We start from the raw sequence: 21,294 nt of genomic DNA on the forward strand, positions 1-21,294 counted from the left end.
ATGCGGCTAGGCTTCGTCGGAACCACGCCCCCATTTCCTGAGGACCCCCATGGCATCACACGACTTCATCATCAACGGCGACCACACCGCCGCCAGGGCGACGATCGCCGCTGCTCTGCAGGCGGAAGGGTACGCGCTGAACGCGCTGCCGAACGGGACGACGATCGTCGCCGCGCGCGGCAGCAAGGCCGCGACACTCTGGATCGGCGCTCTGGCCGGGAAGAACTTCCATGTGTCCTTCGCTGTGGACTACGCGCAGGATGCTCAAGGGCGCCTCATCGCCCGCCTGAATCGCGATATGACCGCCGGCGCCCTCAAGGGCGGTGCGATCGGTGCGGCGAAGACCAAGACCGCATTCGAGGAAACCGCGAACGCCCTGCAGGCGGCGCTTGCGTCCACGGGGACGCTGGCTGCCTCCGTCGCGAACCCCTGAGGTCGGGATCGGCCCGTCTCCGGTTCTTGGAGAGTGCATTTCCCCTACAAACACAGAAAACCCCGACATCCGCGTGGTCACGCGGTTGTCGGGGTTCTCCTGTATGACAGCGGTTCCGTGGAGCTAAGTTTGTTTTCTGATGTGTCTCATGTGTCATCGAGGAACTCGAGAGCACGAGATCAACCTGTTGGAATGATACTTCCGAGCGGCTCCTCGGGGCGCTAGCGACGAAGTACGCGTGCAGAGCCTGCAGGTGCGCATCGCGCTCGGACTCGAGGTCGGTGATGCGCTCTCGGGCCGCGTCGAGATCCTGCTTCTCTCGCCTCTCGGCCTGTTGCTTCGGCGCACGCGGTCCACCACCCTGACGAACAGGGCGGTCGACCGCGCGCGCGCGATGACTTTTCCACTGGTGACAGCGACCATTCTCCGAGACGCTCAACTTGTCTCGGATGATACACATGGTGACGACCATTCTGAATCCCCACTTGCAGTGTGGTGATACACATGTTTGACACCATTCGTGGAGCTGGGGGGAATCGAACTTATGCCCCGCGGCTTACTTCTGCTAGCGGGATCCGCCGAATTTCGGCAATATTCCGCTCTCCACTCGATGGCGACATGCATGAAACTACATCGGCCGACATCCGTTTTCGAGCTTCGTTGTGGCACCCGTTGTGGTGCGGGTCGGGCGGCGTTAGAAGATCGAGACCGGGAGCAACGCGGCCCCATGCCGTCAACGGCGCAGCACGGGATCGAAACGAAGACGCCCCGATTCGACCCGGAGGTTTCGCGCCTGAACGACTTGGACGTATGGGTGAAGAATGTCCCAGTAGTGAAGGGCTCCACGCACGTAGTCGTCGGCGTTGGCAAACAACAGTAGCTCCGAGCGATCTTCCCAGGGAAATATGATCTGGACGGCTGCTTTCAGCGCAGCGTCCGCCTCTCCGGCTGTGTGCGACGCGGGCAGCACAGCGATCACTTCGTTCGCTTCCCAGGGCAACACAGGATCGGTTGAGCGCGCCCCTGCTGGGTCGAGTGCAATCACCCATGCTTCAGCCCTCGTCGGTATGCGGCGCCGAAGTCGCGACACCTGTTCCAGATCAAAGCGCCACGGACCGCCATGCTCCGACTCATCCCGCGGGAACATCTCACGAGCGACCGCGCGAACCCACTTCGGTGAGACGTTCAGTTCGACGGCGAGTTCAGCGGGGGTCATGTAGCAGAGCCTAGCCACAAGCGTTCCACCGCGACGTCCGCCGCGGTGGAACGCGACGTGACGGGTGCAGCCGGTTGAGGCGTCTCGCGGAGATCCCCTCTCATCGCCAGTGCCTCGTCATAGTCCGGGAAACGAAACAGTCGTTCCGCCTGGACGCTTCCGTTCTCCACCAGGAAAGCCATCAGCTCGCCGCCGATGGCGACTGCCTTGGCACCGGCTTCCATCAGGTCTAGCTGTTCGTCGCGGACACGACATGCCAGCGCGATCTTCTCCTCGCGTGCATCCGGCGCGGATGACAGCGTAAACGTTTGCGGCTTGGGCTTGACAGCGAACTCTCCTGCCGGGATACGTTGCGACTCGAACGTGCCTCCGTCCATCGACGTGTACTTGAAGGCCGAAAGTAGTTCGCTCTCATGCGGAAACCCGAAGAGGTAGACGGTCGTGCTGCCGATATCTCCAGCGATCGAGATCAGTTCGCGCTCGATCGCCCTCAGTCTTCCTGGTGCGGTCGCATTGGCGCCTTCGACGTCGACGATTGCCAGATCCGCGTTGAGTTGAGCGTGCAGAGCCGCGCCGATTTCGGCAGTACCTGTTGTGGCCATGGCTAGGTTCAGTCGAGGAATGGCCCACACCTTCGACTGATACCGAACGGGTGTACGTCCATCTGCGGCGGTGACCAATGTGTCAGAAACGATCTCGGCCGCGTCTTGCCAGACTGTGTACATCAGCAGCGTCAAGAGCTTCCCTTCCTCTTCGCCCCGGATGGGAGCTCCATAGCGTACTCCTCGCTGTCGGCCGTCTTGGCAGCAATACCCCTGGCCGACGTGATGCCTCTCCATTCACCGCTCCGTAATGCGGCACGGTATTTCTCGATCGCGCTGTGGCCACCAGCTGCCCGCACTTCGGCTGCAGTCAGGACATGCTCGCCGTCTGACAGCATTGCGGGCACGTCGTCGGATGTGCTCGTCCCGGGTCCGCGAACCGGCCCGCCGGTAGCCCATTCGCCGATCGACACGTCCTTGTTCCCGACAGAGAACGATTCCAGCGTGATCCGCTTGTAGGTGTTGCCGGGAATCGCGTCTAGGCGTTCCTTCAGAGCCCGCAGCTTCAGTTCCGCTTCTTCCGCGCCGGTCAAAGTCACCGCGGTGTTTATGTTGCCGGGGATGAGTCCGAGCTTGTCGGCGTAGGCTTCTGCTTCGGCCCCGGTGATCCCGAATTGCGCGAGCATGTCGATCAGTCGTTGACGCACCCATTAGGACTCGCAGCAATCCGGCGGCTGAAGCAGTGCCGCTCTCGTCGACCGTCTCGGCGAGCCGTAGCGCAACTGCACGCCGCCATCCGTCAACACCGAGCCGATCCAGCTCGGCACCGACCTCCTCAGAAATAGTCATGAGCCTCCTTCGACCCCGTTTTTTCGTGGGGGGAGAAAAGTCGATTCCCCGGCGGGCCGCGGTGCGAGGGGCGAAGGGGGTTCCCCCCACCCCTGAGCATCGGGTGATCCCATCGGTGTACCCATGCCTGGCACCTCGACGTCGAGTGTCGCTTTCATACGGTGCAACGTGTGGTTGTGTTCTTCCATGTGGTCTTCACTCATCACCATGGAACTCAGCGACTCCGCGGCTCCGGATTCTGCAGGTATCTGGAACTTCTCGACATTCGGACCGGACCTCATCGTCGGGGCGCTGACTGCTCTGGGTGTTGGTCTGATACTCATCTGGGCCGAGCAACGCGTGAGTGCCCACGCGCGGGGCGAGGCTGTAGCCCAACAGCAGGACCGAGCCGTGTCTAACGGGGTTCTTCTGCTTCAGGCATCCCTTATCTACTCCGGACATGGTCCAGAGTCACTGCTACCCGCTGGCGGCAACCTGGAGCGCCTGCGGCTTCTTGCTGGCTCCGTCTCTCCGGATCGGCCTTCCCGAAACGTATTCGGGTTCAATTGGTTAACAGACGCCGTGGGAACTTACGAGCGCCTTCAGGTACTGGCCGACAGCATCTCCGCTCGATCGGAGAGCTACGAGAGTGGCGATAGCTTCCTGACAGCTTCGACTCTCTACGCTCGCATCAACGACATGGCGCGTGCCGGAGTCACTCACATACCGTCGTGGTGGGAGGGCGGCGCCCCTGAAACACTCGAACCCGTTGCAACGCAGGTCGAGCAAGACTGGGCGTTCAAGGACGACGTAACGTCCTACCTCCACGCGCGGCGTCTCCTAGATGAATACCGCGATGCGTTCCTCGAAGCATGGCACGAACTGTCCGCCAAGGCTCACGTGATCAACCTAGAGACCATCACGGGTGCTCCTCATCGGTGGCTCAAAGGCCGAATCGTCGAGCGTCGGCGGCGGCTCAAGTTTGAAGAGCTAACGCGAGAAGTTGTCGCAACCACTGAGAACCGTCTCAACATGATGCGAGGTGGCTGCTGACCTCTAGTTAGCGGCGCTCAAAGAGCAGGGAAATCTCGCGTTCGAAGCCGTGTCCGCCCTGCTCCCATCGCAGCCGAGTCGCAGTAGACGAGTCGAACGGAACGAAGGCGACGAACGCTCCCGTGCCGCCGACATCGAGGGTATTCCAGTAAGGAAGCGTCTCCGCCTGAATGGTCGGCGCAACAAACTCGACACGAAGGTGCTCGACAGCGCTAGGCCCAAGGTTGGTGACTTCCCACTCAGTCAGTCCGCCAAGCAAGGTGCTGCCGTAAGCGGCAGTGAAATGGCTGGGATTGCTCATCGACTTGGAAAAGGCAACAGAGATCGTCGAGCCCACAGGAGGCGGAGAGGTCGCATACTTCCTGCGCAGCCACCCGTCGATCTGCTTCGGGATCGATCGCGCCCAACGCACGATGCGCTTGCCCCAGAACGACGCCGCGATCAGACCAGCGATCAGAATGAGTAGCCCGATCCACCCGGCCGGGTCTGCGTCGAACTTCTCGATGAACCACTCCCAAAACTCCACTCCTGAAGCCTAGCGATTCGGTCAGACCCCAACCTGCTGCGCTAGCGTTCTGGGATGACGAACGAACCGCTCCCCCGCGTCTTCATCGGCGCCTCCTCAGAGGCGAAGTTCGTGGCCGATACCCTTCAGGTGCTTCTGCAGGGCTACGCGAAGTGTGATCCGGTCGTTTGGGATCAGGGCACGTTTGGCCTCACGAAAGGGTTCCTCGATAGCCTGATAAACGCTGCAGAGGCTGCGGACTTCGCGGTACTTGTTGCCACGCAAGACGACGCTCTAGCGAATCAAGAACGAATGGCGCCGCGTGACAACGTGATGCTTGAGCTCGGGCTGTTCATCGGAGCCCTCGGACGCGACAGGGCGCTCCTTGTGGCAGACCACTCCGCGAACGGCATCAAGCTCCCGACCGATATGAACGGAATCACACACGCACCGTACTTCCTCGACGGCTCCCGCAACCTCAAGGCCGCGCTCACACGAGCTGCGCTTGACATCACCGAGCACATTGTAGAGGTGGGGCCACGGAAGCGCATGCCGGTGCGATCTGGCACGATTCCAACTCCTCCGCGCCAGCCGATCGCTGCGCCCGCACGGCCTAATCCCGTGACGCACTCCCTAGCGGATCATGTCGAACGGTTGCACTGGGAGCTACAGTCGGTCGCCCGAAGCGCTCAGGCTCAAGGATGGAAAGTGAAGCAGTCCGAAACGACGCTCCGTTTGGTAGATCCTCACCGCAAGCGCTTCGCGTTCAGCATCACGGGTCACCCACGGCAGGCACGTTCCAAACTCCGCGACTTCGCGGCCGAGCTACGCGCCAACGGGTTGCGAGTGAACCGTGTTGTTCGCGAACCACTTGAGTCCGCAATATCGATTGTGACGGGATAGCGGATGCCTTCGTGAGTGAGCGTACCGCCCACTCACGAAGTGCACTCCAACCCGCTGTCCATCGGGAGCCCGTTAGGAACGCCGTGCATCGGCCAACTTCGAAAGCGTTGGATCCGCGTCTTCATCCCCTGCACCTGGCATGAGAATCCGTCGCGTCTAGGACATCTCGTCCGTTGACCCGCGAATCGCGCGCTAAGCGAATGCTGACTTGTTTACCTTATCGACAACCTCGCTGTCAGAGGCTTCAGCGCGCCTGCGACCTCTGACAGGCAATTCGCCCCGGCGACCCAACTTCGGGGTTGCTATACGCCGGCAGCTATCGAGTCGGGGTGCGGCGCATATGCCGGGTGCCCGACAAAGTGATGCCACGGCTTCAGCGCGAAGCAGCAGACGCTATCGGCGCCCTCCTCGGCGGGCTGATTGTGGCACCCGTTGTGGCACCGGGTGGATCGGAGCCTTCACCGGGCGCAGAAAAAGGCCCGACTCCATAGTGATCTCTAGGGAGTCGGGCCTTCATCCAGTGACAGCGGTTCGGTGGAGCTGGGGGGAATCGAACCCCCGTCCAACGCTGAGTCTCCACGCATTCTCCGGGCGCAGTCTGTGCAGACGTTCTACTCGGCTCCGACCTTTGTCACAGACACCTAAGTCGACAAGCCCAGCCTGGGAAGAGTCCCGTATGACGTCCAGACGCCGTCATACAGCAAGATTCCTAGATGACGCCAGGATCCGTATCGGAATCACATACGGCCTGACGGACTATCGGGCTCGCTTATGCAGCGAGGGCGAAGTCAGTGCGCTTGGTTTCGGCACTTATAGTTTTGCAGGGAGCGTTCACGAGATAACCCTGCATCCTCGGCCCGCTTCTCGTGGATTCACAGGCGCTGTCGAAACCGATCAGCCCCGTGTTCCTTCTTGCGAAGGGACCGCTGTCACACTGTGTATTTTTCAACTCCGGATGCGATGCACCGGAGCATCACAGACTACAACGAAAGCGCGCCCCACGCTATTCCGCGCGGGCGTGGAGCAGTCGCGTAGAGTCGCAGCATGACCGACGTCACCATCACCGTCCGCGGCGAGAACGAGGCGCGCATCGCGCCGGAACGCGCCACGATCCACGTCACTGTACGTGCCGAGGGTGCGCAGCGCGCGCCCGTCGTCGACCTCGTGATGAGGCTCGCAGAACCCGTGCGCACAAGCATCGTCGACCGCAAGAATGCGAACAGCGTGGTGGAGTGGACGAGCAAGAGCCTTGCGGTCCGCGCCGAACGGCCGTGGAACAGCGACGGCAAACGCCTCGCCCCCGTCTTCTACGGGAGCATTTCACTCACGGCCACGTTCGCCGAGGCATCCGAGCTGTCCATCTGGGTCTCCGAGGTCTCGGCGTGGGACGGCGTGGAGATCGGCTGGGTCGACTGGCAACTGACCCCGGAGACACGCGGCCGTGTCGAGCGAGAGGTCGCCGCCGAGGCTGTCGGCGTCGCTGTCGCTCGCGCGCAGGCCTACGCCGGCGCTCTCGGACTGACGGAGGTCACGCCGCTCGAGATCGCCGATGTCGGCCTGATGGCCCGCGCCGAGGCCGCTGCTCCCCCGGCGATGAAGATGCGCGGCGCCGCCTTTGCGGCGGCCGACTCCGGCGCGTCGATGGAATACGAGCCGGAAGAGATCATCGTCTCGGCAACCGTCGAAGCGCGTTTCATCGCCCGCTGAGCCGCCGCTGCGTACCCGTGGATTCAGCGGGTGAAGGGAGCGAGCTCAGCGGCCAGCCGCTCTGAGACGTGCGCGTGCACGACAGTGCCGTGCTCGCCGTGCTCCGCCGACAACAGCATCCCGGTCTCGTGGATGGCTGCGACGAGGTCTCCACGGTCGTACGGCACGACGGCACGGACCTCGACGGCCGGCTTGGGCAGTGCCTCCTCGACGGCGGCGCGCAGCTCCTCGATGCCCTCTCCGGACCGGGAGGAGACGAAGTGCGCATTCGGCTCGAGGCCGCGCAGCACCAGACGATCGTCTTCGCTGAGAAGATCGGCCTTGTTGACGACGACGATCTCGGGGATGTCGCGCGCGCCGATGTCACCCATCACGTCGCGCACGGTCTGCAGCTGACCTGCGGGGTCGGGGTGCGAGCCGTCGACGACGTGCAGCACGACGTCGGCTTCGCCGACCTCTTCGAGGGTCGACCGGAACGCCTCGACCAGCTGATGCGGCAGATTGCGGACGAACCCGACGGTGTCCGTGAACGTGTAGACACGTCCGTCGGCTGTCTCGGTGCGGCGCACGGTCGCATCGAGCGTCGCGAACAGAGCGTTCTCGACGAGCACCCCGGCGCTGGTCAGCGCGTTGAGCAGACTCGACTTGCCGGCGTTCGTGTAGCCGGTGATCGCGACCGATGGGATCGTGTTGCGCTTGCGCTCCGCGCGCTTCGCCTCGCGGGCAGGGCCGAAATCGCGGATCTGGCGACGCAGCAGAGCCATCTTGGTGCGGATGCGGCGGCGGTCGAGTTCGATCTTCGTCTCACCCGGTCCGCGCGAGCCCATACCCGCCCCACCGGCGCCGACCTGGCCACCGGCCTGGCGGCTCATGGAGTCACCCCACCCGCGCAGTCGCGGCAGCAGGTACTCGAGCTGGGCGAGTTCGACCTGCGCCTTGCCCTCGCGGCTCTTCGCGTGCTGGCTGAAGATATCCAGGATCACGGTGGTGCGGTCGATGACCTTGACCTTGACGACGTCTTCCAGCGCTCGGCGCTGGCTGGGGGCGAGTTCGGTGTCGGCGATGACCGTGTCGGCACCGGTGGCCGCGACGATGTCCTTCAACTCCTGCGCCTTGCCACGGCCGATATACGTCGCCGCATCCGGGTGCGGTCGCCGCTGCAGCACTCCGTCGAGAACGACGGCACCGGCGGTCTCGGCAAGGGCGGCGAGTTCACGCAGCGAGTTCTCGGCGTCCGCCTGAGCGCCCTGGGGATACACGCCCACGAGCACCACGTTCTCGAGGCGCAGCTGGCGATACTCGACCTCGGTGACGTCCTGGAGCTCTGTGGAGAGGCCGCCGACACGCCGCAGCGCATGGCGATCCTCAAGATCCCACTGCGCGCCGTCGCTTGCCGCGTGCGCGGCCGTCGATTCATCCTGCAGCGCCTGCGCCGCTCCGAACACGCGGACCTCCGAGTGCTTCTCGGCGTTCGCGAGTACGCGGTCCAGCGCCTCGTCTCCGGTGGAGGGTGTCGAGGTCTGCGTCATCAGTTCCTAATCTCTAGCTTTGATTCGAGCCTTAACCTTAGCCCTCGGTGTCCGGTACGCTCACCGTATGGGGTCCGATCACTACTTCACTGCGGCCCCGGCAAGCCCCGCGAACCTGCGTGCAATCCGTGTGACGCTCGCAGGCCGAGAGCTGGATGTCACCACCGCAGGTGGCGTTTTCAGCCCGGATCGACTGGATGCCGGCACCGCAGTGCTCTTCGCCAATATGCCTCCGGTCCCGCCGGGAGGCGATCTCCTCGACCTCGGCAGCGGGTGGGGGCCCATCAGCTTGTCGATGGCTCTCGCCGCCCCGCACGCGACCGTGTGGGCGGTCGACGTGAACGAGCGGGCTCTCGATCTCGTGCGTCGCAACGCCAAGGCGCTGGGACTCACCAACATCAACGCCGCGCTGCCCGACGATGTTCCCGAGGGCGTGACTTTCCGCACGATCCGCTCGAACCCTCCGATCCGCGTGGGCAAGGATGAACTGCACGGACTCCTCGAGCGATGGATCCCGCGACTCGATGAGAGAAGCGATGCCTGGCTCGTCGTGCAGCGCAACCTCGGCGCAGACTCGCTCCAGCGGTGGATCGGCGCGACCTTCCAGCCCGGCTACAGCGTGTTCCGCACCGCGACGGGCAAGGGCTATCGCGTCCTGAAGGTGCGCAAGCACGGCACACCGCCGACCGAGCCGATCCTGCTCGCGGAGTAGCAGAACAGGGCTTATCCGCCCACGGTCATCCCGAGGAGCGCAGGCAACTCCGCCATGTCCTCGAAAACGGTCGTGCCCTCACCGGCCAACCATTCGGCCGGCGTCAGACCACCCGCGTATCCGAAGGCGTGCATGCCTGCCGCTCGCGCGGCCTCGACGCCGAACCGACTGTCCTCGATGACGACGCAACGCGACGGCGGCACACCCATGCACGAGGCCGCGCGCAGGAACAAGTCCGGAGCAGGCTTGCCGTTCTCCACCTCCGCGGCACTGAAGATCCTGCCGTCGAAACGGGGCAGCAGACCGGTCAGCCCGAGAGTCCTTCGGATCTTCTCGTGCGCACCGCTCGACGCGACGCACGTCGGTGCGCTGATCGTGTCGAGAGCGGTGACAACGCCAGGCACCGCCTGGAGATCGCGCACGAAGGCGTCGCTGTAACGGTGCTGATAGGGAGCTTCCCAATCATCCGGCAGCGCACGCCCGAGATAGGCCTCGATCTCGCTGCGGAAGTGCGCGGCCGAGCGTCCGACGAACCGGTGCACGATCTCCTCGATCGTCAACTCCCAGCCGAGATCCGACAACACCTCTCGGTCGATCTCGACCGACAGACGCTCGCTGTCGACCAAAACCCCGTCGCAGTCGAAGATGACCAGTTCAAGGCGCTCCGGAAGCGACATCAGATCAGGTCGATCTCTCCTCGGAACACGAGCTGGGCGGGTCCGGAGAGCGCGACGTGCTCTCCGTCCTCGGCTGCGAACATCCGCACACCCAGGGTCCCGCCTGGGACCTCCACACGCCAACTGTCGGGCGCCTGCTCCCCCGCCCAGTACCTGACGGCCAGGGCGGTGGCCGCGACCCCGGTACCGCAGCTCTGGGTCTCGCCGACGCCGCGCTCGAAGACGCGCATCCGCACGTGCCCGATGCCGTCGCGGACCAGCGGTTCGCCTGGCACCACGAACTCGACATTCGCTCCCGCCGGCGGCGCGGGCTCCAGCACGGGCGCGCGGTGCAGTTCGAGGGTGGCGAGCTCCTGATCAGAAGCGATCGCGACGACGACATGCGGGTTGCCGACGTCGATCCCGAGTCCCGGTCGGGTGACAGCGAGGCCCTCCACGTTCACGAGCGGATCGTCACCGGAGAGTCGCCAGCGACCGAGATCCACCTGATAACCGGTTTCGCTGCGGGTGACGTCACGCACACCTGCACGGGTGCCGATCGGGAGCGTCGAACCGGGCTCGATCGAGGCGAGGCCCGATCGCACCAGGTAATGCGCGAACACGCGGATGCCGTTGCCGCACATCTCCGCAATGGATCCGTCCGCGTTGCGATAGTCCATGAACCATTCGGCATCCGGCTCCTCGGCGAGAGCGGCAGCGCCGACGTCGATCGCCGAAGAACGGACCACCCGAAGAACGCCGTCGGCACCGATCCCGAAATTCCGATCGCAGAGCACCGCCACTTGCTCGGCGGTGAGGTCGAGCTCCCCGTCGGGGTCGGCGATGATCACGAAATCGTTGCCCGTGCCGTGTCCTTTGGTGAATGCGACCATGCGCCCAGTCTAGAGTTCGCGTCTATGCGTCAGCGATCAGCCGCTTGCCGGTGTTGGACACGGTGAACCGCTCGTACCCGAGCCGATCGTAGAACCCCAGCACCTCGTCGTTGCCGCCCCGGACCATCAACTGCACCTTCGGGCAGCCCATGGCAAGAAGAAGCCGTTCCGCCTCCGCGACGAGCCTTCGTGCGATCCCCTGCCCGCGATGAGCATCCGCGGTGGCGAGGTAGTACAGCCAGCCGCGATGACCGTCATAACCCGCCATCACCGTTCCGATGATGCGCTCGGCATCCGCGCTCTCCAGCGCCGCAATGCCGGCGACGAGAAAGAGCTCGGGCTGCACAGACATCTTGCGCTCGATGTCGAGGCGAGGATCATTCCACGGGCGGGTGAGGCCCGCTTCTTCCCACAGCGAGACCACGCCCTCTGTGTCCTGCGGTTGGAATGCGCGAATCCGCCAGTTCATCGTGGACCTTCCCGCCGGGCCTCGGATCCGGCGCATCCGAGTCTAGAGGCGCTTCGCGCACCCTTCAGTCGCGGACGACCCGGTATCTCCCGCACATGAAGTTGCGGTTGCGTGCCACTTCCAGAAGCTCGAGGTCGAGTGTTCGAGGAAGCAACGGCGCACCTGATCCCAGCGTCACCGGGGCGTACTGCACCCAGATCTCATCGATCAATCTCGCATCGGAGAACTGGCCGACCAGCTCTCCCCCACCGACGACCCAGAGATCTCGTTCACCGGCCGCAGCAGACATCTCGGCGTGCACCGCACGGACGTCGCCACGCACGAACCGGACGTCGGCGCCGTCGGGAACGGGCAACTCACGATGCGTGAACACCCAGGTCGGCTGCGCGTACCCCCAGGGCTCGCCTTCGGTGTGGCGAAGCACCCACTCGTAGGTGGACGCCCCCATCGCCAAGGCTCCGATGCTCTTCTCGAACTCGGCGTAGGCCATCGGTCCGTTCTGGTCGATGTCCTGCTTCAGCAGCCAGTCGAGGGAGTGCTCGGCGGTCGCGATGAATCCGTCGAGGCTGGACGCGGTGTAGTAGGAGGTGGTCATGGCTCCAGCGTCGCACCGGCGTCGGACATCCGCCAGGATCAGCGCGCGAGCAGCCCTGCCGGATCGACAGGATGCTCATGCCACTCGAGGTCGGGATAGCGCTTGAACCAGGACACCTGGCGCCTCGCGTAGCGGCGGGTGAGCGACTGTGTCTGCGCGATCGCCTCGGATTCGCTCATCGTTTCGTTGAGCTGTCCGAGGGCCTGCGCGTATCCGATGGCGCGACTGGCGGTCACGCCGTGCTCGAGGCCCTGCTCGCGGAGGGTGACGACCTCGTCGACGAGGCCCGTCGCCCACATACGGTCGACCCGTGCATCGAGTCGCTCGACGAGTTCCGCCCGATCGACACGGAGGCCGATCAGTCGGGTGCGCGGATGCCACACCACCGGCTTCTCAGGAAGGGCAGCGCCATGGGTCTGGGCCCCCTGTTCGATGACTTCGAGTGCGCGGATGATCCGTCGCCCGTTCTTCGGGTCGATCCGCGCGGCCGTCTCCGGATCGAGGACGCGAAGCCGCTCCAGCAGCACTGCTGTCCCGGCTTCCTCGAGCTCATTCTCCAGTCGCGCCCGGACCACCGCGTCACGCGGGGGAAAGCGGAAGTCGAAGACCACGCTGGACACGTACAGTCCGGAGCCGCCCACCAGGATCGCGTCACCGCCGCGAGCGTGGATGTCGGCGATCGCCGCCCGCGCGAGCGGCTGATACCAGGCGACGGCAGCCTCCTCGGTGACCTCGCGCACGTCGAAGAGATGATGCGGGATGCCTCGGCGCTCCTGCGGTGCCAGCTTCGCCGTGCCGATGTCCATGCCGCGATAGAGCTGCATGGCATCGGCGTTCACGACCTCGGCCGGATTGCCGTTCGCTCTGAGTGACTCGGCGAGATCGAGTGCAAGGTCGCTCTTGCCTGTTCCGGTCGCACCGACGATCGCCCAGAGACGCGGACCGTCGGCGGGCGAACCGATCCCTTCGACGGGGCTGGTCACCGAGGTGGAATCAGACACCGATGCGGAGCGTGGGCAGTCCGAGCACGACCGCGCGGGGAGCTCCGTCGCCGGACGGGGCGGGAACCGCGCAAGATTCGGACTGCGAGCGATCCCACGCGTCGCCGCCGCGCGTGCGGCGGATCTGCAGGGGCTTTCCGGTCGGGTCGTCAGCAAGCAGGTGGAACGGCGCGGCGTGGGTGATCGTCACGGTGACGACATCACCGGGACGAGGGAGGTCGGAGCCCGGAGTCACCTCGAAGTGCACGAGGCGGTTGTCCTCGGCCCGACCGGTGAGACGGTGCGTCTCCGCGTCCTTCTTGCCCTCGCCCGTCGACACCAGCACCCGGACCTCGCGACCGACCTGCTTCTGGTTCTCCTCGAGTGAGATGCGCTCCTGCAGGGCGATGAGCCGGTTGTAACGTTCCTGGACGATCTCCTTCGGCACCTGATCTTCCATCGTCGCCGCGGGGGTGCCCTCACGAATGGAGTACTGGAAGGTGAATGCCCCGGAGAACCGCGACTGTTCGACGACGCGCATGGTGTCTTCGAAGTCCTCGTCCGTCTCGCCGGGGAAGCCCACGATGATATCGGTGGTGATCGACGCCAGCGGGATGCGCTCGCGCACGCGGTCGAGGATGCCGAGGAACCGCTCGCTGCGGTACGAGCGGCGCATCGCCTTCAGGATGCGGTCGCTGCCCGATTGCAACGGCATGTGCAGTTGCGGCATCACGGCCTCGGTCTCGGCCATTGCGTCGATCACGTCGTCGGTGAAGGCCGCGGGATGCGGGCTCGTGAACCGGATGCGCTCCAGGCCGTCGATCTCGCCGGCGGCACGCAGGAGCTTTCCGAATGCGTGGCGGTCACCGAACTCGACGCCGTACGAGTTGACGTTCTGTCCGAGGAGGGTGACCTCGATCGCTCCGTCGTCGACGAGGAGGCGGATCTCGTTCAGGATGTCGCCAGGGCGGCGGTCCTTCTCCTTGCCACGCAGGCTCGGCACGATGCAGAACGTGCAGGTGTTGTTGCAGCCGACCGAGATCGACACCCAACCACTGTGCGCCGAGTCCCGCTTGGTCGGCAGCGTCGACGGGAAGACGTCGAGCGACTCCAGGATCTCGAGCTCGGCTTCACCGTTGTGGCGCGCGCGTTCGAGCAGGCCGGGAAGAGAACCCATGTTGTGGGTGCCGAAGACGACGTCGACCCATGGCGCCTTGTCGAGCACGGCCTGCTTGTCCATCTGAGCCAGACAGCCGCCCACAGCGATCTGCATGCCATCTTTGCGACGCTTGACCGACGCGAGGTGCCCGAGAGTGCCGTAGAGCTTGCCCGCAGCGTTGTCGCGCACCGCGCAGGTGTTGATGATGACGACATCGGCCTCGGCGCCGTCGACAGCGCGCACGTACCCAGCGCTCTCCAGGGATCCGGAGAGCCGCTCCGAGTCGTGCACGTTCATCTGGCACCCGAAGGTGCGCACTTCGTAGGATCGCTGTCGGCCGTCGACGTCAATGGCCGCCGACGAAGCGCTGATGATCGTCGGTTCGCTGCGCGGGATAGTCATGGTCATCCCATTGTACGAGCGCTCCGACGTAGAAGCCCTGCGAACGATGCCGCTCCGTGCGCGCCGACTGAATGAAAGGTGTTCAGTCCGAATCCACGAACCGCACACCGGAGGAGGGCTGCCCGAACGACGCCTCGGTCAGCGCGGTGCGTGCGGCCTTCATCGCGACCGAGCCGTTGTACCCCCGCCGGGACAGCTGCCCGACGAGCCGGCGAAGGGCGGTGTCATGATCGAGGCGCGACAATGACCGCGCCTTCGTACGGGCGAAGTCCAACGCGCGTTCGTCGTCATCGTCTGGAACCTCGTCGAGCGCCGCTGCGATGACGTCGCGCGGGATGCCCCGTTGCGCGAGTGCTCGAGACAGCGCCACCCGCCCCAATCCTTTCCGTTCGACACCGGAGATGACGAGGTGTCCGGCGAGGATCGCATCATCCAGGTACCCGCGCCGGCAGAAGTCGTCGATCACGTCGTCGATCTGCGAAGACTCGAGCGAATATCCCTTCAGCACAATTCGGGACTCGGAGACCGAGAGCGATCTGGTGCGCAGTTTTCGAACCAGCGCCTCCTCGGCGACCTTCCGGGTCTCCTCAGGATCAGGGGTCTGACTCTCCGCACCCTCGGCGTCGGATGTTCCCTCTCCCGAATCCGCGTGTGGGTGCAATGCCCGCAGACGCGGAGCCGTGTGCCGCTCTGCGGTGCCGCGAGCGGGATGCCGATCGCTCGGCGCGCCCTGGTCTCGCCCTCCGGAAGACGCCTCCGACGCTCTCTTCGCGCCGAAGAGCGGAATGACGGGGGCGAGACGATCCACGATTCCGCCCGCTTCGCCCCCGTTCTCACCGATCATGATCAGGCCGGTCGACGCTCTGCGAGCTCGTCTGCCGCAGCAGCAGCCGCCGGCGCCGCCGCACCGATACCGAGCTTCTGCTTGATCTGAGTCTCGATCGCCAGAGCGATGTCAGGGTTCTTGAGGAGGAACGTGCGCGCATTCTCCTTGCCCTGACCGAGCTGGTCGCCGTCGTATGTGTACCAGGAGCCCGACTTCTTCACGATGCCGTGCTCGACGCCGAAGTCGATCAGGCTTCCCTCACGGGAAATGCCGATGCCGTACAGGATGTCGAACTCGGCCTGCTTGAACGGCGGAGCCATCTTGTTCTTCACGACCTTGACCCTGGTGCGGTTTCCGACAGCGTCGGTGCCGTCCTTCAGAGTCTCGATACGACGGATGTCGAGCCGCACCGATGCGTAGAACTTCAGCGCCTTGCCGCCGGCAGTCGTCTCCGGCGATCCGAAGAAGACGCCGATCTTCTCACGCAGCTGGTTGATGAAGATCATGGTGGTGTTGGTCTGGTTCAGGCCACCGGTGAGCTTGCGCAGCGCCTGCGACATGAGGCGAGCCTGCAGACCCACGTGCGAGTCGCCCATCTCACCCTCGATCTCGGCACGAGGCACAAGCGCCGCCACGGAGTCGATGACGATGAGGTCGATGGCGCCGGAACGCACGAGCATGTCGGCGATCTCGAGCGCCTGCTCTCCGGTGTCGGGCTGCGAGACGAGAAGGGCATCGATGTCGACGCCGAGCTTCGCCGCGTAGTCGGGGTCGAGCGCGTGCTCGGCGTCGATGAAGGCGGCGATGCCGCCTGCGCGCTGCGCGTTGGCGATCGCGTGCAGCGTGAGCGTCGTCTTACCGGACGACTCAGGGCCGTAGATCTCGACGATGCGGCCACGCGGAAGGCCGCCCACTCCGAGGGCGACGTCGAGGGCGATGGAGCCGGTGGGGATGACGGCGACGGGTGCGCGGTCATCGCTGCCCAGCCGCATGACCGAGCCCTTTCCGAACTGCCGGTCGATCTGAGCGAGGGCTGTTTCCAGGGACTTCTCGCGGTCGGCGGGTGATGGCATGATGTGCTTCCTTCTGCTCGCGTGGTGCCGCCTGTAGGCTGTCGCGGCCGACCCGGCTGGGACGAACTCTCCGACAAGGCGTATGGCTCTGAGCCATGTCTTCACCGTAGGAGGGGCCTCCGACATCGTGTCGGCGAACCCGCGAACTGTGGAGAGACAAGTCTCGAAACCATCTGTGCAGAAGACTACGCCCGCTTCGAACAGATATTCGACGACACGCCGCAATCGGAACGTCGTCGCCCGCACGCATGGATCAGAACGAGATCGAGTCAGCGCTTGCGCGGCTCCAGACGGCCGGCGCCGTAGCGGCGCTCCGGCGGCACATCCATCTCCTCGCAAAGAGCGAGCCAGATGTCACGCGGTGGCAGCCCCAGATCGAGCGCTTCCAGGGCCGTCCGGCCACCGAGAGCGGTGAGCACCAGATCGTTCAGCAACGACGAAGCGCGCCCCGAGAACTCGCCTTCGACGGCGCGAAGAAACTCACTGCGACGCATCGAGGTTCCGGCGTCGACTCAGTGGAGGGAGAGCTGCGGCTCGATCGATGCAACGAGGTCGTCCGGGACGACGTCCGGGAAGACCTGGATTCCCTCAAGGACCGAGATGCGATCGCCTACTTCGCGCATGATCGTCGAGATAGGCACATCGAGTGCATCGGCGACGGACGCGAGGATCTCGCTGGACGCCTCTTTCTGCCCGCGCTCGACCTCACTGAGGTAACCGAGTGCTACCGAGGCTTTGCCCGCTACCTGACGAAGGGTACGGCCCTTCTGCAGGCGGAAGTCCCTGAGCACATCGCCGATTTCCTGTCGAACAAGAATCATCAGAACCCCCTCTCCATCGCCATCCCCGGAATCCTCCGAGGGATCGCCAGTCTAACCCGACCTGACTCCATTAAATCTACTGTTTCTCGCTGTGGTTTCGTTGTGAAGGACCTTGACAAGGGACGTGGTGTGAGCCGCACACCATCGACAACAGCGATCCGATGACTGCTATTCCCGGAGCACGGCCAACGCGGACGAGAGCGCGGCGTCGACCGACTGCTGGCGAACGGCCGCCCGGTCCCCCTCGAAGACGAACATTCGGGAGATCTTGATCCCGGGAGCGACGACGCCGATGTGCACCGTACCCACCGGTTGACCGTCCGGCGAATCCGGTCCGGCGATACCGGTGGTCGCGATGCCGACGTCCGCCGGAAACCCTGCGACCGAGAGCGCACGACGCACGCCGTCAGCCATCTGCAGCGCCACTTGGGGATGCACCGGTCCATGCTCCTCGAGCAGCTCGGCGTCGACCCCGAGCAGCGTGTGCTTGACCGGAGTGGCGTAGGCCACGATGCCTCCGCGGAAGACATCGGAAGCGCCGGGCACGGACACGATCTCCGCCGCGATCGCGCCACCCGTCAGGGACTCGGCGACGCCGAGACTCAGCGCGCGCGCCCGCAGCACCTCGAGAAGCGCAGCGGCGTTCGCCGTCGTCATGAGGTCTGCTGGTCCTGGCGACCACCGCGGACCTGCGCGACGATGTAGTCGACACCGCTGGCCACCGTCAGGACCAGCACGGCGGCCATCAGCACCGCCGTGATGAGAACCCAGATGTCGAGGCCGATCAGCACGTGCAGCGGGAGCAGCGCCCACGACAGCGCGACGCCCTGCACCGCGGTCTTGAGCTTGCCCATCCACGCTGCGGCGACGATGTGCTGTTTCGCCACCATGAAGCGATGGATCGTGATGCCCCACTCCCGGACGAGGATGATCACGACGAACCACCAGCCGAACTCACCGAGCTCGCCGAGCACCGCGAGGCCGATGAATCCGGCACCGGTGAGCAGCTTGTCGGCGATCGGGTCCCACAGCTTGCCGAAGTCGCTGACGATGTCGTACTTGCGCGCCAGGTAGCCGTCGACCCAGTCGGTCGAGATCGCGACGATGAAGAGGACCGCCGCCGTCCACCGAAGGGCGAGATCGGGGATGCCGTACGTGCCGCCGAGAAGGAGCAGGACGAAGAAGACGACCGCAAGGGGGATGCGGGCGATCGTGATCGCGTTCGGCAGCTGCCGGGGAATCGCCATCAGTCGCGACCCGTCAGGCCCCAGGCGTCTTCGTCGCCGTCGCCCTCGGATTCGACGACCGGCAGGCCTGCGAACTGCGCTTCGACAGGATCGACTTCCCGGAAGCCTGAGGCAGGAGCCGGAACAGCGGGTGCAGGAGCAGACGGCGCGTCGTCGCCGCGGAGCTTGGCCATGACATCCGCCAACTGCTCGGCTGTCACCAGCACATCTCGGGCCTTCGACCCTTCGGACGGGCCGACGATCTCTCTGGATTCGAGCAGATCCATCAGGCGTCCGGCCTTGGCGAAGCCGACCCGGAGCTTGCGCTGCAGCATCGAGGTCGAGCCGAACTGCGTCGAGACGATGAGTTCTGCGGCGGCGAGCAGCAGTTCGAGATCGTCGCCGATGTCCTCGTCGACGTCCTTCTTCTTGTGCTCGACGGTCTCCTGCACGTCGGAGCGGTACTCCGGCCGCGCCTGGCGGGTGACGTGTTTGACGACCGCTTCGATCTCTTTCTCATCGACCCAGGCGCCCTGGAGGCGGAACGGCTTGGACGACCCCATCGGCGAGAAGAGCGCGTCGCCCTGCCCGATGAGCTTGTCTGCGCCGGGGCTGTCGAGGATGACACGGCTGTCGGTGACGCTGGTCACGGCGAACGCGAGTCGAGAGGGCACGTTGGCCTTGATCAGACCGGTGACGACGTCGACGCTCGGTCGCTGCGTGGCGAGGACGAGGTGGATGCCGCTGGCACGGGCGAGCTGGGTGATACGGACGATCGAGTCCTCGACATCACGAGGAGCGACCATCATCAGGTCGGCGAGCTCGTCGACGACGACCAGCAGATACGGGTACGGCTTGAGTACACGCTCACTGCCGACCGGCACCTCCACCTCGCCGGCGCGCACCGCGCGGTTGAAGTCGTCGATATGGCGGAAGCCGAACGACGCGAGGTCGTCGTACCGCATGTCCATCTCCTTCACGACCCATTGCAGCGCTTCGGCGGCCTTCTTGGGGTTCGTGATGATGGGCGTGATCAGGTGCGGCACACCGGCGTAGCTGGTGAGCTCGACGCGCTTGGGGTCGATCAGCACCATGCGCACATCCGTCGGCCGGGCGCGCATCAACAGGCTCGTGATCATCGAGTTCACGAAGCTGGACTTTCCCGAGCCGGTGGAACCGGCGACCAGGAGGTGCGGCATCTTGGCGAGGTTCGCGATGACGATGTTTCCGCCGACATCCTTGCCGACGCCGATCGTCATCGGATGCGTGCTCTTCTGCGCCGCCGGGGATCGCAGGACGTCGCCGAGCGCGACCATCTCCTTGTCGGCGTTCGGGATCTCGATGCCGATCGCGCTCTTGCCGGGGATCGGCGAGAGGATGCGCACATCGTTCGAGGCCACCGCATACGCGAAGTTGTTGCTCAGCTGGAGGATCTTCTCGACCTTGACGCCGTGGCCGACCTCGACCTCGTACTGCGTCACCGTCGGACCGCGCGAGAAGCCGGTGACCTTGGCGTCGACCTTGAACTGGGTGAGCACGTTCGTGATCTGCTCGATGACCTTGTCGGTCGCCTCGGAACGCACCACAGAGGGCGGCCCTTCGCTGAGCACACCTGGCGAGGGCAGGATGTAGGGGGCGACCGGTGCCTGTGGACCCCGCTCCCCCGGTCCCGCGGTGCCGAAGCCGTCGAGACCAGGAAGCTCAGGCTGTTCGCCGGTGTCAGAGGCGTCGTCGAGCAGAGCCGTCGTCTGCTGCTCGGCGAGGGCATCAGTGACGGAGCGCACGTCCGAGAGCACTTCGGTGGCGGCGTCGTAAGGATCGGCGACGATCACGGCCTGGTCGTACGCCGGAGTGACGTCCGTGGTGGAGAGCAGTGCCGTGATGTCGTCGGAGCCGAGGGTTCCCTCGTCGGGATCCTCTTCACGACCGGTCTTGTTCCGGCGCCACCACGGCAGCACATCCGGATCGTCGACCTTGTCATCTTCATCGATCGCCGCCGCGTTCTTCGCGGGTTTCTCGGGGCGCTCGGCGTCGAACATCCAGGCGTACAGGTCGCCGAGACGGGTGCCGATGCGATTCGGGGGCGTCTTGGTGAGGATCAGCACGCTCAGTACGGCGAGCAGCGACAGCACGATGTAGGCGACGACCGGGCTCAGGAAGGCGAGCGGCTCACCCAGCATCCATCCGAAGAGCCCGCCGGACTCGCTGATGGCGAGCATCCCCTCCTTGGGCTGGGGACGGGCGCCTGCGACGTGGCAGAAGCCCGCAAGCGAAAGGATGAAGAGCCCGAATCCGATCCCGATGCGCCCGTTGTCGTGCACGGAGGACGGATGCCGGAACAGCCAGCCGGCGAGCAGGAGCAGCAGCACCGGCATCACGAACGCGGCACGGCCGATGAGTGCACCGACCGAGAAGGCGCTGATGTTCGCCGCGACCTCGTTGCCGATGAAGAACCACTCGTTCACCGCGCCGGCGGCCGCCAGCAGCACGAGCAGGAAGGGGAAGCCGTCGCGACGGTCGTCCTTCTCGAGGTTTTCCGGTCCGAACGCGCGGAACAGCCCGCCCACGCCGTGGGCGAGCCCGATCCACGCGCGTACAGCCACCGGAGGCTTGTCGATCGCGTCGATGTACTTCTTGGGCGCGGCTTGAGCCTTCGGAGCCGCCTGCCGCTTCGGGCGAGGCGATGCGCTCGTAGACGCGCGCTCGGATTTCGTGGTGCTCCTGGCCATGCACTCACGCTACGTCCCGGCACCGACGTTTCCGCGT

At 65.0% G+C, this 21,294-nt stretch carries 24 protein-coding genes and 1 other RNA gene; 6 read left to right on the forward strand and 19 right to left on the reverse strand.

Annotation, left to right across the window (positions count from 1 at the left end):
- Positions 1-49: 49 nt before the first annotated feature.
- Complete coding sequence (locus tag MRBLWO13_RS15930) at positions 50-433, forward strand: hypothetical protein (protein WP_341975066.1); 384 nt, start codon at positions 50-52, stop codon at positions 431-433.
- Positions 434-671: 238 nt separating this feature from the next.
- A complete protein-coding gene (locus tag MRBLWO13_RS15935; protein ID WP_341975067.1) occupies positions 672-932 on the forward strand; it encodes a hypothetical protein in 261 nt (86 codons plus the stop codon).
- A 234-nt stretch (positions 933-1,166) separates the two neighbouring features.
- On the opposite strand, the gene MRBLWO13_RS15940 is transcribed toward MRBLWO13_RS15935, so the two are convergent.
- From MRBLWO13_RS15940 to MRBLWO13_RS15950, 3 genes are read right to left on the reverse strand one after another with little or no spacing between them, the layout of a single operon-like run.
- Positions 1,167-1,649, reverse strand: a complete 483-nt coding sequence (locus MRBLWO13_RS15940) for a hypothetical protein (protein WP_341975068.1) — start codon at positions 1,647-1,649, stop codon at positions 1,167-1,169.
- Complete coding sequence (locus MRBLWO13_RS15945) at positions 1,646-2,386, reverse strand: hypothetical protein (RefSeq protein ID WP_341975069.1); 741 nt, start codon at positions 2,384-2,386, stop codon at positions 1,646-1,648. Before MRBLWO13_RS15945 ends, MRBLWO13_RS15940 begins: the two co-directional genes overlap by 4 nt.
- Positions 2,383-2,877 (reverse strand): hypothetical protein, encoded by a 495-nt coding sequence (locus MRBLWO13_RS15950; protein WP_341975070.1) that lies wholly within the window; start codon positions 2,875-2,877, stop codon positions 2,383-2,385. The genes MRBLWO13_RS15945 and MRBLWO13_RS15950 overlap by 4 nt, the downstream gene beginning before the upstream one ends.
- A gap of 370 nt (positions 2,878-3,247) precedes the next feature.
- Between MRBLWO13_RS15950 and MRBLWO13_RS15955 the strand changes: the two genes are divergently transcribed.
- The gene (locus MRBLWO13_RS15955; protein WP_341975071.1) at positions 3,248-4,072 is read left to right on the forward strand and encodes a hypothetical protein; all 825 of its coding nucleotides are present in this window, start codon (positions 3,248-3,250) and stop codon (positions 4,070-4,072) included.
- A 7-nt stretch (positions 4,073-4,079) separates the two neighbouring features.
- Here the strand turns inward: MRBLWO13_RS15955 and MRBLWO13_RS15960 are convergent, their stop codons facing one another.
- Positions 4,080-4,598 carry a hypothetical protein gene (locus MRBLWO13_RS15960; RefSeq protein WP_341975072.1) on the reverse strand — a complete coding sequence of 173 codons (519 nt, stop codon included), beginning with the start codon at positions 4,596-4,598 and terminating at the stop codon, positions 4,080-4,082.
- 54 nt (positions 4,599-4,652) lie between these two features.
- On the opposite strand from MRBLWO13_RS15960, the gene MRBLWO13_RS15965 reads away from it, so the two are divergent.
- The gene (locus tag MRBLWO13_RS15965) at positions 4,653-5,480 is read left to right on the forward strand and encodes a nucleotide-binding protein (protein WP_341975073.1); all 828 of its coding nucleotides are present in this window, start codon (positions 4,653-4,655) and stop codon (positions 5,478-5,480) included.
- A gap of 532 nt (positions 5,481-6,012) precedes the next feature.
- On the opposite strand, the gene ssrA is transcribed toward MRBLWO13_RS15965, so the two are convergent.
- Positions 6,013-6,382, reverse strand: a transfer-messenger RNA (tmRNA) gene (gene ssrA, locus MRBLWO13_RS15970).
- A 142-nt stretch (positions 6,383-6,524) separates the two neighbouring features.
- Between ssrA and MRBLWO13_RS15975 the strand changes: the two genes are divergently transcribed.
- Entirely contained in the window at positions 6,525-7,187 is a 663-nt protein-coding gene (locus MRBLWO13_RS15975) for an SIMPL domain-containing protein (protein ID WP_341975074.1), read from the forward strand.
- Positions 7,188-7,210: 23 nt separating this feature from the next.
- Here MRBLWO13_RS15975 and hflX read toward each other — a convergent pair whose 3' ends face one another.
- Positions 7,211-8,716 carry a GTPase HflX gene (gene hflX / locus MRBLWO13_RS15980; RefSeq protein ID WP_341975075.1) on the reverse strand — a complete coding sequence of 502 codons (1,506 nt, stop codon included), beginning with the start codon at positions 8,714-8,716 and terminating at the stop codon, positions 7,211-7,213.
- Positions 8,717-8,783: 67 nt separating this feature from the next.
- Between hflX and MRBLWO13_RS15985 the strand changes: the two genes are divergently transcribed.
- On the forward strand, positions 8,784-9,428 hold the full coding sequence (locus MRBLWO13_RS15985; protein WP_341975076.1) for a methyltransferase: 645 nt from the start codon (positions 8,784-8,786) through the stop codon (positions 9,426-9,428).
- 11 nt (positions 9,429-9,439) lie between these two features.
- On the opposite strand, the gene MRBLWO13_RS15990 is transcribed toward MRBLWO13_RS15985, so the two are convergent.
- The 13 genes from MRBLWO13_RS15990 to MRBLWO13_RS16050 all read right to left on the reverse strand — a co-directional run bounded on the left by MRBLWO13_RS15990 (position 9,440) and on the right by MRBLWO13_RS16050 (position 21,257).
- Positions 9,440-10,105, reverse strand: coding sequence for an HAD family hydrolase (locus MRBLWO13_RS15990; RefSeq protein WP_341975077.1), 666 nt, complete (start codon positions 10,103-10,105; stop codon positions 9,440-9,442).
- A complete protein-coding gene (dapF, locus tag MRBLWO13_RS15995) occupies positions 10,105-10,977 on the reverse strand; it encodes a diaminopimelate epimerase (RefSeq protein ID WP_341975078.1) in 873 nt (290 codons plus the stop codon). Before dapF ends, MRBLWO13_RS15990 begins: the two co-directional genes overlap by 1 nt.
- 22 nt (positions 10,978-10,999) lie before the next feature.
- Positions 11,000-11,446: a GNAT family acetyltransferase gene (locus MRBLWO13_RS16000; RefSeq protein ID WP_341975079.1), complete on the reverse strand. Its 447-nt coding sequence runs from the start codon at positions 11,444-11,446 to the stop codon at positions 11,000-11,002.
- 64 nt (positions 11,447-11,510) lie between these two features.
- On the reverse strand, positions 11,511-12,041 hold the full coding sequence (locus MRBLWO13_RS16005; RefSeq protein WP_341975080.1) for a dihydrofolate reductase family protein: 531 nt from the start codon (positions 12,039-12,041) through the stop codon (positions 11,511-11,513).
- Positions 12,042-12,079: 38 nt separating this feature from the next.
- Positions 12,080-13,003, reverse strand: a complete 924-nt coding sequence (gene miaA / locus MRBLWO13_RS16010) for a tRNA (adenosine(37)-N6)-dimethylallyltransferase MiaA (protein ID WP_341978443.1) — start codon at positions 13,001-13,003, stop codon at positions 12,080-12,082.
- Between the two features lie 31 nt (positions 13,004-13,034).
- The gene (miaB, locus tag MRBLWO13_RS16015) at positions 13,035-14,582 is read right to left on the reverse strand and encodes a tRNA (N6-isopentenyl adenosine(37)-C2)-methylthiotransferase MiaB (protein WP_341978445.1); all 1,548 of its coding nucleotides are present in this window, start codon (positions 14,580-14,582) and stop codon (positions 13,035-13,037) included.
- 82 nt (positions 14,583-14,664) lie between these two features.
- Entirely contained in the window at positions 14,665-15,426 is a 762-nt protein-coding gene (locus tag MRBLWO13_RS16020) for a regulatory protein RecX (protein ID WP_341975081.1), read from the reverse strand.
- Between the two features lie 2 nt (positions 15,427-15,428).
- Positions 15,429-16,481: a recombinase RecA gene (gene recA, locus MRBLWO13_RS16025; protein WP_341975082.1), complete on the reverse strand. Its 1,053-nt coding sequence runs from the start codon at positions 16,479-16,481 to the stop codon at positions 15,429-15,431.
- A gap of 269 nt (positions 16,482-16,750) precedes the next feature.
- Positions 16,751-16,975 (reverse strand): DUF3046 domain-containing protein, encoded by a 225-nt coding sequence (locus tag MRBLWO13_RS16030; protein WP_341975083.1) that lies wholly within the window; start codon positions 16,973-16,975, stop codon positions 16,751-16,753.
- A gap of 18 nt (positions 16,976-16,993) precedes the next feature.
- Positions 16,994-17,302, reverse strand: coding sequence for a helix-turn-helix transcriptional regulator (locus tag MRBLWO13_RS16035; RefSeq protein WP_102191905.1), 309 nt, complete (start codon positions 17,300-17,302; stop codon positions 16,994-16,996).
- Positions 17,303-17,470: 168 nt separating this feature from the next.
- Complete coding sequence (locus MRBLWO13_RS16040) at positions 17,471-17,959, reverse strand: CinA family protein (protein ID WP_341975084.1); 489 nt, start codon at positions 17,957-17,959, stop codon at positions 17,471-17,473.
- Positions 17,956-18,549: a CDP-diacylglycerol--glycerol-3-phosphate 3-phosphatidyltransferase gene (pgsA, locus tag MRBLWO13_RS16045; protein ID WP_341975085.1), complete on the reverse strand. Its 594-nt coding sequence runs from the start codon at positions 18,547-18,549 to the stop codon at positions 17,956-17,958. Before pgsA ends, MRBLWO13_RS16040 begins: the two co-directional genes overlap by 4 nt.
- Positions 18,549-21,257 (reverse strand): DNA translocase FtsK, encoded by a 2,709-nt coding sequence (locus MRBLWO13_RS16050; protein ID WP_341975086.1) that lies wholly within the window; start codon positions 21,255-21,257, stop codon positions 18,549-18,551. The genes pgsA and MRBLWO13_RS16050 overlap by 1 nt, the downstream gene beginning before the upstream one ends.
- Positions 21,258-21,294: the final 37 nt, after the last annotated feature.

The organism is Microbacterium sp. LWO13-1.2, from assembly GCF_038397725.1.
Lineage (GTDB): Bacteria > Actinomycetota > Actinomycetes > Actinomycetales > Microbacteriaceae > Microbacterium.

What these genes read in the sequence shown, in the direction of transcription:
- MRBLWO13_RS15930 (WP_341975066.1), top strand. Translation starts at nt 50, where the DNA reads ATGGCATCACACGACTTCATCATCAACGGCGACCACACCGCCGCCAGG.
- MRBLWO13_RS15940 (WP_341975068.1), bottom strand. Translation starts at nt 1,649, where the DNA reads ATGACCCCCGCTGAACTCGCCGTCGAACTGAACGTCTCACCGAAGTGG.
- MRBLWO13_RS15950 (WP_341975070.1), bottom strand. Translation starts at nt 2,877, where the DNA reads ATGCTCGCGCAATTCGGGATCACCGGGGCCGAAGCAGAAGCCTACGCC.
- MRBLWO13_RS15955 (WP_341975071.1), top strand. Translation starts at nt 3,248, where the DNA reads ATGGAACTCAGCGACTCCGCGGCTCCGGATTCTGCAGGTATCTGGAAC.
- MRBLWO13_RS15965 (WP_341975073.1), top strand. Translation starts at nt 4,653, where the DNA reads ATGACGAACGAACCGCTCCCCCGCGTCTTCATCGGCGCCTCCTCAGAG.
- MRBLWO13_RS15975 (WP_341975074.1), top strand. Translation starts at nt 6,525, where the DNA reads ATGACCGACGTCACCATCACCGTCCGCGGCGAGAACGAGGCGCGCATC.
- hflX (WP_341975075.1), bottom strand. Translation starts at nt 8,716, where the DNA reads ATGACGCAGACCTCGACACCCTCCACCGGAGACGAGGCGCTGGACCGC.
- MRBLWO13_RS15985 (WP_341975076.1), top strand. Translation starts at nt 8,784, where the DNA reads ATGGGGTCCGATCACTACTTCACTGCGGCCCCGGCAAGCCCCGCGAAC.
- MRBLWO13_RS15990 (WP_341975077.1), bottom strand. Translation starts at nt 10,105, where the DNA reads ATGTCGCTTCCGGAGCGCCTTGAACTGGTCATCTTCGACTGCGACGGG.
- dapF (WP_341975078.1), bottom strand. Translation starts at nt 10,977, where the DNA reads ATGGTCGCATTCACCAAAGGACACGGCACGGGCAACGATTTCGTGATC.
- MRBLWO13_RS16000 (WP_341975079.1), bottom strand. Translation starts at nt 11,446, where the DNA reads ATGAACTGGCGGATTCGCGCATTCCAACCGCAGGACACAGAGGGCGTG.
- MRBLWO13_RS16005 (WP_341975080.1), bottom strand. Translation starts at nt 12,041, where the DNA reads ATGACCACCTCCTACTACACCGCGTCCAGCCTCGACGGATTCATCGCG.
- miaB (WP_341978445.1), bottom strand. Translation starts at nt 14,582, where the DNA reads ATGACTATCCCGCGCAGCGAACCGACGATCATCAGCGCTTCGTCGGCG.
- MRBLWO13_RS16020 (WP_341975081.1), bottom strand. Translation starts at nt 15,426, where the DNA reads ATGATCGGTGAGAACGGGGGCGAAGCGGGCGGAATCGTGGATCGTCTC.
- recA (WP_341975082.1), bottom strand. Translation starts at nt 16,481, where the DNA reads ATGCCATCACCCGCCGACCGCGAGAAGTCCCTGGAAACAGCCCTCGCT.
- MRBLWO13_RS16030 (WP_341975083.1), bottom strand. Translation starts at nt 16,975, where the DNA reads ATGCGTCGCAGTGAGTTTCTTCGCGCCGTCGAAGGCGAGTTCTCGGGG.
- MRBLWO13_RS16035 (WP_102191905.1), bottom strand. Translation starts at nt 17,302, where the DNA reads ATGATTCTTGTTCGACAGGAAATCGGCGATGTGCTCAGGGACTTCCGC.
- MRBLWO13_RS16040 (WP_341975084.1), bottom strand. Translation starts at nt 17,959, where the DNA reads ATGACGACGGCGAACGCCGCTGCGCTTCTCGAGGTGCTGCGGGCGCGC.
- pgsA (WP_341975085.1), bottom strand. Translation starts at nt 18,549, where the DNA reads ATGGCGATTCCCCGGCAGCTGCCGAACGCGATCACGATCGCCCGCATC.
- MRBLWO13_RS16050 (WP_341975086.1), bottom strand. Translation starts at nt 21,257, where the DNA reads ATGGCCAGGAGCACCACGAAATCCGAGCGCGCGTCTACGAGCGCATCG.